This window comes from Enterobacter cloacae complex sp. 2015409 (assembly GCF_041365315.1).
Taxonomy (GTDB): Bacteria; Pseudomonadota; Gammaproteobacteria; order Enterobacterales; family Enterobacteriaceae; genus Enterobacter; species Enterobacter pseudoroggenkampii.
Genome location: NZ_JBFTVM010000001.1, coordinates 2,618,547 through 2,634,126 on the forward strand (window position 1 = coordinate 2,618,547; position 15,580 = coordinate 2,634,126).

At 55.9% G+C, this 15,580-nt stretch carries 14 protein-coding genes; 8 read left to right on the plus strand and 6 right to left on the minus strand.

Annotated elements, in window-relative coordinates; translation table 11 throughout:
* Nucleotides 1-7: 7 nt before the first annotated feature.
* From acrB to ACDO57_RS12810, 5 genes are all read left to right on the plus strand, one after another.
* Nucleotides 8-3,154, plus strand: a complete 3,147-nt coding sequence (gene acrB / locus ACDO57_RS12790) for a multidrug efflux RND transporter permease subunit AcrB (protein ID WP_024906846.1) — start codon at nt 8-10, stop codon at nt 3,152-3,154.
* 509 nt (nt 3,155-3,663) lie between these two features.
* Nucleotides 3,664-4,038: an Hha toxicity modulator TomB gene (tomB, locus tag ACDO57_RS12795; RefSeq protein WP_008499288.1), complete on the plus strand. Its 375-nt coding sequence runs from the start codon at nt 3,664-3,666 to the stop codon at nt 4,036-4,038.
* 27 nt (nt 4,039-4,065) lie between these two features.
* On the plus strand, nt 4,066-4,284 hold the full coding sequence (locus ACDO57_RS12800; RefSeq protein ID WP_010428174.1) for an HHA domain-containing protein: 219 nt from the start codon (nt 4,066-4,068) through the stop codon (nt 4,282-4,284).
* A gap of 205 nt (nt 4,285-4,489) precedes the next feature.
* Nucleotides 4,490-5,041, plus strand: coding sequence for a maltose O-acetyltransferase (maa, locus tag ACDO57_RS12805; protein WP_024906845.1), 552 nt, complete (start codon nt 4,490-4,492; stop codon nt 5,039-5,041).
* A 117-nt stretch (nt 5,042-5,158) separates the two neighbouring features.
* A complete protein-coding gene (locus tag ACDO57_RS12810) occupies nt 5,159-5,626 on the plus strand; it encodes a YlaC family protein (protein WP_024906844.1) in 468 nt (155 codons plus the stop codon).
* Here the strand turns inward: ACDO57_RS12810 and ACDO57_RS12815 are convergent.
* Nucleotides 5,598-7,058, minus strand: coding sequence for a PLP-dependent aminotransferase family protein (locus ACDO57_RS12815; protein ID WP_290094536.1), 1,461 nt, complete (start codon nt 7,056-7,058; stop codon nt 5,598-5,600). The genes ACDO57_RS12810 and ACDO57_RS12815 overlap by 29 nt on opposite strands.
* 101 nt (nt 7,059-7,159) lie before the next feature.
* On the opposite strand from ACDO57_RS12815, the gene ACDO57_RS12820 reads away from it, so the two are divergent.
* Nucleotides 7,160-7,870, plus strand: coding sequence for a GNAT family N-acetyltransferase (locus ACDO57_RS12820; RefSeq protein WP_248272964.1), 711 nt, complete (start codon nt 7,160-7,162; stop codon nt 7,868-7,870).
* Here the strand turns inward: ACDO57_RS12820 and ykgO are convergent.
* Both ykgO and ACDO57_RS12830 read right to left on the minus strand, forming a co-directional pair.
* Nucleotides 7,867-8,007: a type B 50S ribosomal protein L36 gene (ykgO, locus tag ACDO57_RS12825; protein WP_003859006.1), complete on the minus strand. Its 141-nt coding sequence runs from the start codon at nt 8,005-8,007 to the stop codon at nt 7,867-7,869. The genes ACDO57_RS12820 and ykgO overlap by 4 nt on opposite strands.
* Nucleotides 8,008-8,009: 2 nt before the next feature.
* Complete coding sequence (locus tag ACDO57_RS12830; protein ID WP_006176933.1) at nt 8,010-8,270, minus strand: type B 50S ribosomal protein L31; 261 nt, start codon at nt 8,268-8,270, stop codon at nt 8,010-8,012.
* 219 nt (nt 8,271-8,489) lie between these two features.
* Here ACDO57_RS12830 and ACDO57_RS12835 point away from each other — a divergent pair, with 219 nt between their 5' ends.
* Nucleotides 8,490-10,055 carry an EAL domain-containing protein gene (locus ACDO57_RS12835; RefSeq protein ID WP_267217130.1) on the plus strand — a complete coding sequence of 522 codons (1,566 nt, stop codon included), beginning with the start codon at nt 8,490-8,492 and terminating at the stop codon, nt 10,053-10,055.
* On the opposite strand, the gene ACDO57_RS12840 is transcribed toward ACDO57_RS12835, so the two are convergent.
* Entirely contained in the window at nt 10,048-10,320 is a 273-nt protein-coding gene (locus ACDO57_RS12840) for a metal/formaldehyde-sensitive transcriptional repressor (RefSeq protein ID WP_024906840.1), read from the minus strand. The two genes, ACDO57_RS12835 and ACDO57_RS12840, sit on opposite strands and share 8 nt — an antisense overlap.
* 133 nt (nt 10,321-10,453) lie before the next feature.
* On the opposite strand from ACDO57_RS12840, the gene ACDO57_RS12845 reads away from it, so the two are divergent.
* Complete coding sequence (locus tag ACDO57_RS12845) at nt 10,454-11,269, plus strand: nickel/cobalt efflux protein RcnA (RefSeq protein ID WP_061715862.1); 816 nt, start codon at nt 10,454-10,456, stop codon at nt 11,267-11,269.
* A 38-nt stretch (nt 11,270-11,307) separates the two neighbouring features.
* Here the strand turns inward: ACDO57_RS12845 and ACDO57_RS12850 are convergent, their stop codons facing one another.
* Both ACDO57_RS12850 and ACDO57_RS12855 read right to left on the minus strand, forming a co-directional pair.
* Nucleotides 11,308-14,397, minus strand: a complete 3,090-nt coding sequence (locus ACDO57_RS12850) for a beta-galactosidase (RefSeq protein ID WP_370884062.1) — start codon at nt 14,395-14,397, stop codon at nt 11,308-11,310.
* A 102-nt stretch (nt 14,398-14,499) separates the two neighbouring features.
* Nucleotides 14,500-15,570 carry a LacI family DNA-binding transcriptional regulator gene (locus tag ACDO57_RS12855; protein WP_061715864.1) on the minus strand — a complete coding sequence of 357 codons (1,071 nt, stop codon included), beginning with the start codon at nt 15,568-15,570 and terminating at the stop codon, nt 14,500-14,502.
* Between the last annotated feature and the right edge of the window lie 10 nt (nt 15,571-15,580).

Here is a 15,580-nt window from a genome sequence, read left to right on the forward strand (position 1 = left end):
TTAAGACATGCCTAATTTCTTTATCGATCGCCCCATATTTGCGTGGGTGATCGCCATTATCATCATGCTGGCCGGGGGACTTGCGATCCTGAAGCTGCCTGTCGCGCAATATCCAACGATTGCGCCACCGGCGGTGACCATCTCCGCAACCTACCCTGGGGCTGATGCGAAAACGGTGCAGGACACCGTCACTCAGGTTATCGAACAGAACATGAACGGTATCGATAACCTGATGTACATGTCCTCAAACAGTGACTCTACCGGTACAGTTCAGATCACCCTGACCTTCCAGTCAGGTACGGATGCTGACATTGCGCAGGTTCAGGTACAGAACAAACTGCAGCTGGCGATGCCTTTGCTGCCGCAGGAAGTACAACAGCAGGGTGTGAGCGTCGAGAAATCGTCCAGCAGCTTCCTGATGGTTGTCGGCGTTATCAACACCAACGGCACCATGACGCAGGAGGATATTTCCGACTACGTGGGTGCCAATATGAAGGACGCCATCAGCCGTACTTCCGGTGTGGGTGACGTTCAGCTGTTCGGTTCTCAGTACGCAATGCGTATCTGGATGGATCCGAACAAACTGAACAACTTCCAGCTGACCCCCGTTGACGTGATCAACGCCATTAAAGCGCAGAACGCCCAGGTGGCAGCCGGTCAGCTAGGTGGTACGCCGCCGGTGAAAGGCCAGCAGCTTAACGCCTCGATCATCGCGCAGACCCGTCTGACCTCTGCCGATGAGTTCAGCAAAATTCTGCTGAAAGTGAATCAGGACGGTTCCCAGGTTCGCCTGCGCGACGTGGCAAAAGTAGAGCTGGGCGGTGAGAACTACGACATCATCGCGAAGTTTAACGGTAAACCGGCTTCCGGTCTGGGTATCAAACTGGCGACAGGTGCTAACGCCCTGGACACCGCCACGGCGATCCGCGCAGAGCTGAAGAAAATGGAACCGTTCTTCCCGTCAGGTCTGAAAATCGTTTACCCGTACGACACCACGCCGTTCGTCAAAATTTCGATTCACGAAGTGGTTAAAACGCTGGTAGAAGCGATCATCCTGGTGTTCCTGGTGATGTACCTGTTCCTGCAAAACTTCCGCGCGACGCTTATCCCAACGATTGCCGTGCCGGTTGTTCTGCTCGGGACCTTTGCGATCCTGTCGATATTTGGCTACTCGATAAACACCCTGACGATGTTCGGGATGGTGCTCGCCATCGGCCTGCTGGTGGATGATGCCATCGTCGTGGTAGAGAACGTCGAGCGCGTGATGGCGGAAGAAGGTCTACCGCCGAAGGAAGCGACCCGTAAATCAATGGGTCAGATCCAGGGCGCGCTGGTCGGTATCGCGATGGTACTGTCTGCGGTATTTATCCCGATGGCTTTCTTCGGGGGCTCTACCGGTGCGATTTACCGTCAGTTCTCAATTACCATCGTTTCCGCGATGGCGCTGTCGGTGCTGGTCGCGTTGATCCTGACGCCTGCGCTGTGTGCCACCATGCTGAAGCCGATTCAGAAAGGCGGTCACGGCGAGCATAAAGGGTTCTTCGGCTGGTTTAACCGCATGTTTGACAAGAGCACGCACCACTACACCGACAGCGTGGGCAACATCCTGCGCAGCACCGGTCGTTACCTGCTGCTCTATATCATCATCGTGGTGGGGATGGCGTTCCTGTTCGTTCGTCTGCCAAGCTCGTTCCTGCCGGATGAAGACCAGGGCGTGTTCCTGACAATGGCACAGCTTCCTGCGGGTGCGTCGCAAGAGCGTACCCAGAAAGTGCTGGATGAAGTGACGGACTACTACCTCACCAAAGAGAAAGACAACGTTGAATCCGTGTTTGCGGTTAACGGCTTTGGCTTTGCGGGTCGTGGTCAGAACACAGGTATTGCCTTCGTTTCTCTGAAAGACTGGTCTGAACGTCCGGGCGAAAAGAACAAGGTTGAAGCCATCACCGGCCGTGCAATGGGCACCTTCTCACAGATTAAAGATGCGATGGTCTTCGCCTTTAACCTGCCAGCGATTGTTGAACTGGGTACCGCGACCGGCTTCGACTTCCAGCTGATTGACCAGGGCGGTCTGGGTCACGAAAAACTGACGCAGGCACGTAACCAGCTGTTTGGCGAAGTGGCTAAGCACCCTGACCTGCTGGTCGGCGTGCGTCCAAACGGCCTGGAAGATACGCCGCAGTATAAAATCGACATCGACCAGGAGAAAGCCCAGGCGCTGGGCGTATCCATCAGTGACATTAATACCACGCTGGGCGCCGCCTGGGGCGGTAGCTACGTTAACGACTTCATCGACCGTGGTCGCGTGAAGAAAGTGTACGTGATGTCAGAGGCGCAATACCGTATGTTGCCAAACGATATCAACAGCTGGTTCGTGCGCGGCAGCAATGGTCAGATGGTACCGTTCTCGGCGTTCTCAACGTCACGCTGGGAATACGGTTCGCCGCGTCTGGAACGCTATAACGGTCTGCCATCGATGGAAATCCTGGGTCAGGCCGCGCCGGGCCGAAGCACCGGTGAAGCCATGAATCTGATGGAAGAGCTGGCGAGTAAACTGCCTTCGGGTATCGGCTACGACTGGACCGGTATGTCCTATCAGGAACGTCTGTCCGGAAACCAGGCCCCTGCCCTGTACGCGATTTCACTGATCGTCGTCTTCCTGTGTCTGGCAGCGCTGTACGAGAGCTGGTCAATTCCGTTCTCCGTTATGCTGGTGGTACCGCTTGGGGTTATCGGTGCGCTGCTTGCGGCAACGTTCCGCGGACTGACCAACGACGTGTACTTCCAGGTAGGCCTGCTGACAACCATTGGCTTGTCGGCGAAGAACGCGATACTTATCGTTGAATTCGCCAAAGATCTGATGGAGAAAGAAGGTAAAGGCCTTATTGAGGCGACGCTTGAGGCTGTTCGTATGCGTCTGCGCCCAATCCTGATGACATCACTGGCGTTTATCCTCGGCGTACTGCCGCTGGTTATCAGTTCCGGTGCTGGCTCCGGTGCGCAGAACGCGGTCGGTACAGGCGTTATGGGTGGTATGGTTACCGCAACCGTACTCGCTATCTTCTTCGTACCGGTGTTCTTCGTGGTGGTTCGCCGCCGCTTCAGCCGGAAGAATGAGGATATTGAACACACGCATTCGGTAGAACCTCACTGATACCGGTTTCACATGATAAAAAGGCCGCATTAGCGGCCTTTTTCATTTTCAGAAAAAATCATAAATTACGCTTATTGTGGTTCTATTTATTTTCTGCCATCTTAAATAGACATATCATAATTAACTGATAACTTAATCGGTGAATTCAGGATTTTTTTAATTTCATTTCTCCGCTTAAGTTATTAGGAATATTCCTAATAAGAAGTTCTTACAAAGATAAGTCTGAATCTGAACTTTTCTCATCATTTTGCTAAGCCGATGAAACGTAAGGAAGCGATAAAGCACCCTCGTTAATTTGGATAAAAAGTTGAGTCCGGGATGACCATTTGCGTACTTGCTCGCATGTCTGCGGTTTTATTTGTAATTTTTCGTAATCGCGCGATGAAATCCAGGCAGGAGTGGCTTATAGTTAGGTTATCAGGAACACAGCACTCATGTAGCTAAGTCAGTTGTATCCATCCCGACAATGATGTTCGGTGAGTAAGAAATCACTCAGAAGGGGATGCGCTATGGACGAGTACTCGCCAAAAAGGCATGATATCGCGCAGTTGAAATTTCTCTGCGAATCCTTGTACCATGACTGCCTTGCCAACCTTGATGAAAGCAACCATGGCTGGGTAAACGACCCAACGTCTGCTATCAATTTACAGTTGAATGAGCTGATAGAGCATATCGCAACCTTCGCACTTAATTATAAAATTAAGTACAATGAAGATAATAAGCTCATTGAGCAAATTGATGAATACCTGGACGACACCTTTATGTTGTTCAGCAGTTACGGCATTAACGCCCAGGATTTGCAAAAATGGCGTAAATCGGGGAACCGGCTATTCCGCTGTTTCGTCAACGTGAGCAGAGCTAACCCGGTTAGTCTTTCCTGTTAAAATTATTACAATTACTAAGGTGAATTTATGTCTGATAAACCACTCACAAAAGTCGATTATTTGATGCGCTTACGACGTTGTCAGTCAATTGACACGCTTGAGCGCGTCATTGAAAAGAATAAATACGAGCTTTCGGATAATGAGCTGGCGGTATTTTATTCAGCCGCTGACCATCGTCTTGCCGAGCTGACAATGAATAAGCTGTATGACAAAATCCCTACTTCTGTGTGGAAATTTGTCCGTTAATCTTTGAAGGGTGTCTGTAGAGTTCTACGCCTCGTTCTCAGTATTTACCTATCCCGTTATGCTCCCTGTGCCAAGGCCAGGTCTCCGTGTAAAACGTGTTTATCAGCAGCAATGTTGTGACGCCAGTCACATCGGCTTTTCGGGAACGTTCCCCTCCTGGCCTGTTCAGATTACCCTGTGGTAATCACATTCAGCGAGGTTTCCAATGAGCTTAGAAAAACAGAAGATGATTGCCGGTGAACATTATCGTCCCGGCGATGAGACGTTACGGGCCGACCGACTGCGAGCCCGCCATCTGGTCTATCGCTATAACCACACCGCACCTGATGAAAAAACAGAACGCCAGAACATTCTGGCGGAACTTCTGGGACAAAGCGAAGGCGCTTATATAGAACCAAGCTTCCGCTGCGACTATGGATATAACATTTATCTGGGCAAAAACTTTTACGCTAACTTCGACTGTGTAATGCTGGATGTCTGCCCTGTTCATATTGGCGATAACTGCATGCTCGCGCCGGGTGTTCATATTTATACGGCAACCCACCCGCTGGATGCGGAGGAACGCAATAGCGGCGTGGAGTTTGGAAAACCTGTCAGCATTGGCAATAACGTCTGGATTGGTGGCCGGGCGGTCATTAACCCTGGCGTCACCATTGGTGATAATGTCGTGGTGGCCTCCGGCGCCGTCGTGACGAAAGACGTCCCGGCTAACGTCGTCGTTGGCGGCAACCCGGCCAAAATCATTAAAACGCTGTGAGGTTACGGGGAGCCAACTGTTATGGTCTTTTAGCGCCAGACTGTTACTTTTTTCAGCCTGATGGCTCCCCTAAAATTGGCAGACACACTGTATTGTCAACTCTCATGAAGGCAAAAAATGACCGAGATACAGCGCCTGCTTACCGCCACCATCGACGATCTTAACCTCCGCGAAAAGCGCGACAATCGCCCACGCTTTAGCATTAGCTTTATTCGCAAACATCCTGGACTGTTTGTCGCCATGTATGCCGCCTGGCTGGCGACGCTTATTGTAATGCTGACATCCGAAACGCTGGTGGACTCCGTCTGGCTGCTGGTTGTACTGTTTGTCGTCTTTAACGCCTTTTTCTTTTTCGACGTGAATCCGCGCTACCGTTACGAAGATATCGACGTGCTCGATTTCCGGGTCTGCTACAACGGCGAATGGTACAACACGCGTTTCGTGCCAGCGGAACTGATCGAAAACATCCTGCACTCTCCGGCGGTTGAAGCCGGGCAAAAAGAGAAACTGCAGAAAATGGTCTCCACCAAAGGACAGCTCTCTTTCTATGATGTCTTTAGCCTTTCCCGCCCTGCTGCTGCGTGATGAGCGCCTGCAGACGTCGGATCCCCGAGGCAAACTGAGAAGCAGAGGTATTGCCGTAACCTAAAACCAGACCGGTTTGCCCCTGCTTCGCCTCCAGGTAGTACCCGCTCAGTGCAGCGGGTGCCAGTTGAAACGCCCTCGCCTGCTCCACCAGTTTCTGGTCATCAATATTGTCTATCGCCAGCGTCAGATGCATCCCGCCTTCACCGGCCAGAATACGGTGCGGCGCATGAAGCTCTGCGCCCAGCACCTCCCGCAGTTGGCGATAGCGTTTACGGTAGAGCCGACGCATGGCGGCAAGATGGCGAGCGTAATGACCGTCCTCAATGAACAGCGCCAGCGTGCGCTGTTCGGCACGGTGCCCACCGCGCAACAGCGAGCCGATGGCCGGGCGAGCCGCTTTCGCCAGCGCTGGCGGTAACACCATAAATCCCATCCGGAGCGACGGAAACAGCGTTTTACTGAACGTCCCCAGATACACAACGGGCGCATTGTTGACCATTCCCAGCATCGCCGGTACGGGCTCACCGGCATAACGGAACTCGCTGTCGTAATCATCTTCAATGATCCACGCGTTGTGCTGCCGGGCGAGCTCCAGCAGCGCCAGCCGCCGCCGCGCGCTGAGCACGCTCCCGTAAGGGAACTGGTGCGAAGGTGAGGTAAAAATCAGTGAGGGTGCAGGCGCATCCAGCCCTTCCCAGCACATTCCCTCGTCATCAACCGGTATTCCCGTCATTGCCAGGCCGGTTTTAACAAACGCGCTTTTTGCCCCGCTATAGCCGGGGTTTTCTACCCAGGCGATATCCCCCGGCTCGCTCAACAGCATCGTACACTGGTTGACGCCTTCAAGCGCGCCTTCGGTTATCACAATCTGGCTGGCGTCGCAGTCAATACCCCGGGACAGGGCGAGATGTCGGGCAATCGCGGCCCGCAGCGACGGCTCGCCGGCCGGGTCGCCATACCCTAGCAGAGCATTTCCCTCCTCCCGCATCACGCGATCGTACAGTCGCCGCCACAGCGGCAGCGGAAAATAGTTGATGGCCGGCGTGCCTGGGGTAAACGCCAGAACAGGCGTGTCCCGGGGCACTGGCGCAGGCAGCAGCCCGACCCGTTTTGCGAGCGTGATGGCAGGGTCCGGCATTGTCCGGGTGACGGAACGGTGAGCTAACTGTGCCACCCGCGTTCCCTGGCGATTACGCTGCAAATACCCTTCGAGAGTGAGCTGGTCCAGCGCCGCATTGACGGTATTCCGGGAAAGGGAGAGCTGCTGAGCAAGCGTTCGCGAACCGGAAAGCTGGCTGCCGGATCGTAGCCTTCCGCACAGTATGGCCTCCCGCAGAGCAAGGTAGAGCGCGCGCTGGAGCGTCTCTTCCCCGCGTGTTTTCAGGGCTGCATGGAGCAAGGTATAAAATTCATCACCCGGTATATTCATCTCGCCTCCTCGTGGAACCATCAAAACATAGCGCAGTGGTTCTTTTTAAGGAACCAGCAATTCACTAGTCTGAAGTTCTTTTCAACGTCACGGAAATTAAGATGAAGACATTCAATCAGTTCGGACAGCCGGTGGGCGAAGCGCTTACCGACTGGCAACCCCGTCAGCACCCGTCCCGGGTGGTCCTTCAGGGTCACTATTGTCGGCTTGAGCCGCTGCGCGTGGAGCATGCCCAGGCGCTGTTCTCTGCGTATTCCCTGGCCGAAGATACCCGCAGCTGGACGTGGCTACTGCGTGAACCCGATGCCACCGCAGAGGAGTTTGCCGAATGGGTGGCGAGCGTAAGTGAGTTATCCGATCCCATCCACTTTACCGTGATGGATAACCGGACTCAGTCCCCCGTTGGAACGCTGTCCCTGATGCGGATCGATCCTAAAAACGGGGTCGTGGAAGTGGGGCACGTTCACTTCTCTCCCCTGTTAAGCCGCACGCCCATGTCGACAGAGGCGCAATATCTGCTGATGCGGTATGTGTTCGATACCCTGGGCTACCGGCGTTATGAGTGGAAGTGCAATAGCCTGAACGAACCTTCCCGCAAAGCCGCCCTGCGCCTGGGTTTTCAGTTTGAGGGGCGCTTTCGCCAGGCGCTGGTGATAAAAGGCCACAACCGGGATACCGACTGGTTTTCGATTCTCGATAAAGAGTGGCCGACGCTGGCGAACGCCTTTGAACGCTGGCTTGCCACCGACAATTTTACTGCCGATGGCAAACAGAAAAGATCCCTGGAAAGCTGGCGAGAAACGCGCGTCTAGCGTCTTTTTTTACGTCCCTGAACCGCCTTAAAGCGCGGATTGGATTTGCAAATCACGTATAAGCGTCCCTTGCGTTTGACTATCTGGCAATCCGGGTGACGCTGCTTTGCACTGCGTAATGAGTTAAGTACCTGCATGGTTAGCCCCGCTTCGCATTGAGAAAGCCGCCAAAACGCTTGCGGAAGCGCGCTGCGCTACCGTCCGTGGAGAACGTTTTCTGCTTACCGGTATAAAACGGGTGCGATTTTGAAGAAACCTCGATGGTGATATACGGATATGTTTCACCGTCGAGTTCAATTTCGCGGTCGGTCTTAATGGTTGAGCCAACCTTGAAGTATTCATTCGCGCTGGTGTCGTGGAAGACCACGGTGCGATAGGCTGGATGGATATTGGGTTTCATCGTCAATCCTTTATGTTTTGTTATAACATAACAAAATAATATCCAGGACAGGTTCTAAAAACAACCCCTTCCTTCTGACGATATTTTCTGGTTTACCTGAGATAAAATGAAAACCAGGCCATCCACGTGCTATAACTATATCATTTCGCGGTAAAATCTTTCTCTTCAGGCAGGGAACTCAGTGCTCAGGAACGGGTATACGAGGAAGGACACGACAGCATGAAAACCCGACATCTGGTCAGTCTGGTGACTGGCGTACTTATCTTTTCCGTGCTGGTCCCCATTTGCCTGAGCATCTGGCTGGCCCATCGCCAGGCGGAAGATAAATTTGTCGATGCGCTGGAAAACTATGCCTCACGCGTGCTGATACGCACCGACAAGGTCGTGGATCAGGCGAAAGAAGCGCTTAATCATCTGCAGGCCTTTGAGGGCGTGCCGTGCAGCCCGTTGCAGTTAAGGGAGATGCGACGGGTCGCTTTCTCGTGGCGATACGTTCAGGAAGTGATTTATATCGACAACCTCAGGCCGCTCTGCTCCTCTCTTGAGCAAACCAGCCATGCGGCCCCTTTCCCCCCGCCGATGCGCATTACCGAAGACGGTTACAGCGCATGGCTGACCACGCAAAACGATCTTGGGTTTCATCGCTACATGGCGGTGCTGGGGCAAGGTCATTACCTTGTCCTGGTCGATCCGGCCTCACTGGTGGATGTCATCCCTTTCGGCGAGATAGCGATTGATGCAGCCCTTGTAGGAAGCACAACACACCGTATCTTCGCCAGCAGTAATACACTCGATCCACATATCCGTGACATGATCAAAGGTCAGGAGATGACCAGCATACAGTACGACGGTTCAATGTACGTTATGAAGCCTGTACCTGAACTGGGGTTTACCGTTGTCGCATGGGCTACGCTCAAACCGCTGGCGGAAACCTGGCACCGGCAGCTGCTTTTATGGCTCCCCTTCGGCGTCCTGATAAGCCTGCTTGCCGCGCTTTTTGTTCTGCGGATACTGCGTCGCATTCAGTCGCCGCGCAACCGCCTGCTTGACGCCATTAACAGCCGCGATTTTGTGGTTCACTATCAGCCCATCGTGGCGCTGTGTAGCGGAAAAATTGTCGGCGCAGAAGCGCTGACGCGCTGGCCGCAGCCGGACGGAAGCAGCCTCTCGCCTGATATTTTTATTCCTCTTGCCGAGCAAACCGGGCTTATCTCCCAGCTGACGCAGCTCGTTATCGAAAAAGTGTTCGAGGATATGGGCAACTGGCTGCACCTTCACCCCGATCAGCATATCTCCATCAACCTCGCCCCCGCCGATTTAACCTCCGGCACGCTGCCACCGCTGATGAGTCACTTGCTGAACAAATGGAAGGTCCACCCGAGCCAAATCGCCCTTGAGGTCACCGAGCGCGGCTTTGCCGATCCAAAAATCAGCGCGCCGGCTATCGCCGCATTCCGTCGCTCGGGGCACCCTGTCTATATAGATGATTTTGGTACGGGCTATTCCAGCCTGAGCTATCTGCAGGATCTGGATGTCGACACGCTAAAAATTGATAAATCGTTCGTGGATGCGCTGGAGTACAAAAACGTGACGCCGCACATTATTGAAATGGCGAAGTCGCTGCAGCTGGCGATGGTTGCGGAAGGCGTCGAGACCGCCGGGCAACTCGCCTGGCTGCACCAGCACGGCGTGCAGTACGGACAGGGCTGGTACTACAGCAAAGCGCTGCCGAAAATGGAATTTATCCTTTGGGCAGAGAATAACCTCGGCACGCACGCTACTTAAGATAGGATTTGATCACCTGCAGCACCACGCCAAGATCGGCTTCACGCTGCGCTTCTTCAGGTTCTTTCACCACATGATCGGTTAAATGCCCTTCGATCACCTGCATCATCATGCCGTTGACCGCCCCGCGGATCGCCGCCAGCTGCTGTAACACCTCGGCGCATTCGTGATCGCTGTTCAGCATTTTCTCCAGGGCGTTGCTCTGCCCCTGAATTTTCTTCAGCCGAGTCAGTAACATTTTCTTGTCGCGAACGGTATGTGACATCTCTCTATCCCTTATTTTTGGCTTTTAAAGCATAACACGCTCTACTCCCCCTGAGTATTTTTCTACTGGGGGGTAGTATTAGACTACTGGGGGGGAGTAGTATTTGCAGACATTTTCCACGCCGGAATCCCCCATGACCGATTTTGCTTCACTCCTGCAGCAGGGTAATGCCTGGCTGTTTGTTCCCAGCGCTATCCTGCTTGGCGCGCTGCATGGCCTGGAACCGGGCCACTCAAAGACCATGATGGCCGCTTTTATCGTGGCCATCCGCGGCACGCTGAAACAGGCGGTACTGCTAGGCCTGGCGGCCACGCTCTCCCATACGGCGGTGGTCTGGCTCGTTGCTATGGCGGGATTATGGTTTGGTCGGGGCTGGGATGCGCATACGTCCGAACCCTGGTTCCAGCTGATCTCCGGGGTGTTGATCGTTGCGATCGCCCTGTGGATGGCGTGGCGAACCTGGAAAGAGAGCCAGCCACACGACCATCACCATCACCATCACGATCATCACCACCATGACCATCATCATGATCATCACCACCACGAACACCCGCTGGTTGAAGAGGAGTGGCAGGATGCCCACCAGCGCGCGCACGCGCAGGATATTAACCGCCGCTTCAGCGGTCAAAACGTCACCACCGGACAGATCGTCATGTTCGGCCTGACCGGCGGGCTTATCCCCTGCCCGGCCTCCATCACCGTTTTGCTGATCTGCCTGCAGCTGAAGCATTTTGCCCTCGGCGCAACGCTGGTATTCAGCTTCAGTATTGGTCTGGCGCTAACGCTGGTCGCTTCCGGCGCGATTGCCGCCTTAAGCCTCAAACATGCGACAAAACGCTGGCCCGGATTTAGCGAATTTTCCCGTAAAGCGCCGTGGATCTCCGCAGCGCTGATTACCGCGGTAGGGATTTATATGAGCCTGCACGGTCTGAGCGGCATTCTGAGGTAAGCGTGCGGCCACGCCCTGTGGCCGCCTCTCCTGGTCAGTTAAGGATTTTGCTGCCAGCTAAAGGTGTAGCGAAGCTGGCGTTTCTGCAGAATGAATTCCGGTGAAACGCTGGGGCTCCAGGAATCGTCGCCGCCCACGCCCATATGGAACGCATCGAGGTTGAGCCAGCACCCCGGCTCTTCCCGCAGCAAATGGTGATGGGTTGTCTCCCGCAGCTGCTGCTGGCTGTAGCGGCTCACCGAGAAATGGAACCTGCCATTCAGCTGATGCGTTCCCAGCACAAGTTCACGGGTATCGCAGCGCAAACCATTTTCCGTCGGGAAGATATACGGCGTGTGCATCTCCGCCAGGGGTAATGTCCAGCGCCCCTGCTGCGCCGCCAGCTTTCTGTCCGGGTAGTTTTCATGCGGCCCCAGCCCCAGCCAGGAAACATTTTCCGGCGTTTCGGCGAGATGAACGCTCAGGCCAATCCGTGCAGGTTCCGGAATATCAGACGCCATATCGACCTGAATATCGCCGTGCAGATCGCCCCGATCGTCCACCCGCCAGACTTTACGGCTCAGGAACAGCGTTTTGCCATGATACTCCCCGACGTGAAGGGTATTGACCACGACTTCGCCCGCATGCTGCTCTGCCTCACAGTACAGAACGCGTGAGGTGAAATTGTACATGCCCGCCGCTTTCCAGCGTTCAACCCAGGCATTCGGATCGATCTGCGTCGCTTCACTCACGCCAATGTCGTTGTCCAGCGGCGCACGGCTGACGTTATCCGTCAGAGGTGACATCAGCGTTTCCACGCCATTTCGCCACCATTGGGTCAGGTTTCCGGATGCACGATCGAACTGCCAGCGCTGTTGACCATGCGCGATCTCCAGGATGCGATCGCTTTGCGTTAACACCGGAGGCTCGCCCGCCGGGACTGGCGGAGCAATAAAGAGTGGAGCGGGAAGCGGCCACTGATCCCACGCGCAGCGGTGGTCTGCCGGTGACCACGGCGTTGCCCGCGGCTGGCGTACTTCAACATTCAGCCAGACTTCCCCCGGCTCGGCTTTCAATTCTGGCAGAGCGATCTCCAGACGCTGAGCGCCTCCAGGGGCTATCGCCAGCGTCACCTCGCCCGAAGCCAGCACCTCCCCGTCCCGGGCAACAGTCCAGCTCAGCACTTCGTTATCGGTGTGGCGGAACAGGTAGCCGCTTTGCACCTCAATCACCAGCGGAGAGGTGCTAACCCGCGTAAAGGTAAAGAACTGCTGGGCGCGCTGCGCCTCGTACAGCGCCGGGTGCGGCGTGCGATCGGGGAACACCAGCCCGTTAAGACAGAACTGTCGATCGTTCGGCTTATCGCCAAAATCCCCGCCGTATGCCCAGAACGTATTGCCCTCTTCATCTTTCTTCGTCAGAGCCTGATCGACCCAGTCCCAGACAAATCCCCCCTGCAACCGAGGGTGGCTGCGAAACGCCTGCCAGTATTTCGCGAACCCGCCGAAGCTGTTCCCCATCGCGTGGGCGTATTCGCAGAGGATCAGCGGACGCGTTTCATCCGGCATGCCGATCCATTTTTTGATTGACCATTTAGGCACTGCCGGGAAGGGCTGATCCTGATCGACCCGGGCATACATCGGACAGACAATATCCGTCGCCGCCGTGTTCGCGCCGCCGCCTTCATACTGCACCGGACGCGTCGGATCCGTGGATTTCACCCAGCGGTACAGCGCGTCGTGGTTTGCACCGTGCCCGGACTCATTGCCCAGCGACCAGATGATAATTGAGGGATGATTACGATCGCGCTGCACCATACGGGTCACGCGCTCGCTCATAGCAGGCAGCCAGCGCGGATCGTCAGCGAGGCGGCTCATCGGCACCATGCCGTGGGTTTCGATGTTGGCTTCGTCAACAACGTACAGCCCGTAGCGATCGCAAAGCCGGTACCACAGCGGATGGTTCGGGTAGTGCGAGCAGCGCACGGCGTTGAAGTTGTGCTGCTTCATGATCTCGATATCGCGACGCATCGTCGCTTCGTCCATCACCTGGCCGTTTTCCGGATGATGCTCGTGCCGGTTAACCCCGCGGATCAGCAACGGTTTTCCGTTGAGCTTCAGCAGGCCGTTGCTGATTTCAACGCGGCGGAAGCCGACATCGCAGGCTTCCGTCTCCAGCACGTTGCCCTGCGCATCCAAAAGTGCGATCGTCAGGCGATAAAGCTCCGGGGTTTCCGCACTCCATAACGCGGGGGCTGTAACCGGGATCGCCGCCGTTAACCGCTCGGCCCAGTTGCCGCGTTCATCCACAATGGCAGAGCCTGACCGTTGGGTGGTGCTGCCACAGCGTTCACCGTTGCGCCACAGCGTTATCGCCACGTCGCACTCCGCGTAGTCAGCGCCTGTTAGCGCGACCTCGACTTTCAGCGCCGCGCGGTCCAGCTCCGCATTCAGATCGGTGACCACATGATAATCCGCAATGTGCGTCTCCGGCTTATGCAGCAGGGAGACATCACGGAAAATGCCGCTCATGCGCCACATGTCCTGATCTTCCAGATAGCTGCCGTCGCACCAGCGCAAGACCATGACCGCCAGGCGGTTCTGCCCAGGGCGTAATGCCGCCGAGAGGTCAAACTCGGCGGGCAATCGACTGTCCTGGGAATAGCCTATCCACTGCCCGTTGCACCACAGATGGAACGCAGAGTTCACGCCATCAAAAATAATTCGGGTTTGCCCGCTCTGCAGCCAGGCGTCATCCACGTCGAATGTGAGCGAGTAACAACCGGTCGGGTTTTCCTGCGGCACAAAAGGCGGGTTGACGGGGATCGGGTAGGTGACATTGGTATAGATGGGCGTGTCGAACCCCTGCATCTGCCAGTTAGACGGCACGGGCATCGCAATGGCATCCGCGCAATCTTCTGTTACCCATGCCTTAGGAACCTGCTCCGGCGCTGAAAAGTAGCTAAACCGCCAGATCCCGTTGAGGGAGCGCCTGCTGAGGGAACCAGCGTCATCTCTGGCAGAAGATTCATTACGCCAGCTGTGCAACGGCGCGTGTGCGGCCAGACGGTTCCACTGGGTAACGCCGGGGTTTTCCCAGTCCCGACGGGCCAGGATGTCGCTGAGGGTCAGCGAAGATGTATGAGACATATCAACCTCTTTGCGAAGCGCTCACAATTTTGGTTAACATGCCCTGGCACTCTGCGACGGTAAAGCGCCCAATCGCAGGGTAGCGAGTCCGATCACAAAGTTTTATTTGCGGGCAAGCTGCTCGGCCAGGAGTGCCAGACTTCTGAGCTGCTGCGCCAGATCCTCGCGTTCGGCCTGCTGCGTCGCGCGGCGCGCGGTGGAATGACGGGTAACCAGCGTTACCGGCAGTTGAACCTGCCAGCACGTCTCGCCTTCGGTGGGGGCCAGCAGCCACTCCACGCTGCGCTCGCCCGCCTCGCGAAACGCCTGGCGAATGGTCGTCAGCGGCGGAGAAAACCAGGCGCTGTCAGCCGTATCGTCGAACCCAACCACCGATATCTGGCCCGGAACCGCTACCCCTTTTTCCGCGCAGGCGCGCATCACCCCGAGCGCCATTTGATCGTTCGCCACCAGAATCGCGTCCGGTAATGTCGCCGCAGACAACAGCAGATGCCCCTTCTCATATCCGCTGGCCGCGCTCCAGTCACCGCAGGCCACCGCAGCGGCTTCAAGCCTTGCGAATGCCAGAGCGGCTTTCCATCCCGCCAGGCGCGCCCGTGCAGAGACCGAGCTCTCCGGTCCGCTCAGCAGTGCAATGCGCTGATGTCCCAGAGAAAGCAGATGCTCAACGCCCAGATGCGCCCCCTGCTCTGCGTCAAACACGAGGCTGTGTACCTGCGCTGAGGGGGATACATCGAGGAACAGCACCGGAACAGGCGACGCCAGCGCCCTGAGCGCCTCGGCGTCAGGATCGTCGAGCGGCACATTCACCAGCAGCGCGTCCACCCGCTGCGCCAGCAGCGCCTGAAGCGCGGCCTGACACTGCTGCGGCTGCTCCACCATGGAGATAAGGACACTCGCCCCCTGTTCCGCCGCGCGGGATTTTACCGCCGACACGATTTGCGAGGGCGCATGCAGGGCCAGATCGGTGGTGATGAGTCCCAGCGTGCGGGTGCGTTTACCCGCCAGCTGCTGTGCCCGCAGGTTAGGCACGTAGTGCAGCTCCGCCATCGCCTGCTGCACCTTTTCCCGCGTGCGGGCAGAGACATGCTCCGCGTCGTTAATGACGCGGGAAACGGTCTGATAAGAAACCCCCGCAAGGAGGGCGACATCATAGAGAGTGATCGCTTTCATGCATTGTGGC

Coding starts and splice junctions, on each gene's coding strand:
- ACDO57_RS12850 (WP_370884062.1), bottom strand. CDS start 14,397: ATGTCTCATACATCTTCGCTGACCCTCAGCGACATCCTGGCCCGTCGG.
- tomB (WP_008499288.1), top strand. CDS start 3,664: ATGGACGAGTACTCGCCAAAAAGGCATGATATCGCGCAGTTGAAATTT.
- ACDO57_RS12810 (WP_024906844.1), top strand. CDS start 5,159: ATGACCGAGATACAGCGCCTGCTTACCGCCACCATCGACGATCTTAAC.
- ACDO57_RS12835 (WP_267217130.1), top strand. CDS start 8,490: ATGAAAACCCGACATCTGGTCAGTCTGGTGACTGGCGTACTTATCTTT.
- ACDO57_RS12855 (WP_061715864.1), bottom strand. CDS start 15,570: ATGAAAGCGATCACTCTCTATGATGTCGCCCTCCTTGCGGGGGTTTCT.
- ACDO57_RS12845 (WP_061715862.1), top strand. CDS start 10,454: ATGACCGATTTTGCTTCACTCCTGCAGCAGGGTAATGCCTGGCTGTTT.
- acrB (WP_024906846.1), top strand. CDS start 8: ATGCCTAATTTCTTTATCGATCGCCCCATATTTGCGTGGGTGATCGCC.
- ACDO57_RS12840 (WP_024906840.1), bottom strand. CDS start 10,320: ATGTCACATACCGTTCGCGACAAGAAAATGTTACTGACTCGGCTGAAG.
- ACDO57_RS12815 (WP_290094536.1), bottom strand. CDS start 7,058: ATGAATATACCGGGTGATGAATTTTATACCTTGCTCCATGCAGCCCTG.
- ACDO57_RS12830 (WP_006176933.1), bottom strand. CDS start 8,270: ATGAAACCCAATATCCATCCAGCCTATCGCACCGTGGTCTTCCACGAC.
- maa (WP_024906845.1), top strand. CDS start 4,490: ATGAGCTTAGAAAAACAGAAGATGATTGCCGGTGAACATTATCGTCCC.
- ACDO57_RS12820 (WP_248272964.1), top strand. CDS start 7,160: ATGAAGACATTCAATCAGTTCGGACAGCCGGTGGGCGAAGCGCTTACC.
- ACDO57_RS12800 (WP_010428174.1), top strand. CDS start 4,066: ATGTCTGATAAACCACTCACAAAAGTCGATTATTTGATGCGCTTACGA.
- ykgO (WP_003859006.1), bottom strand. CDS start 8,007: ATGCAGGTACTTAACTCATTACGCAGTGCAAAGCAGCGTCACCCGGAT.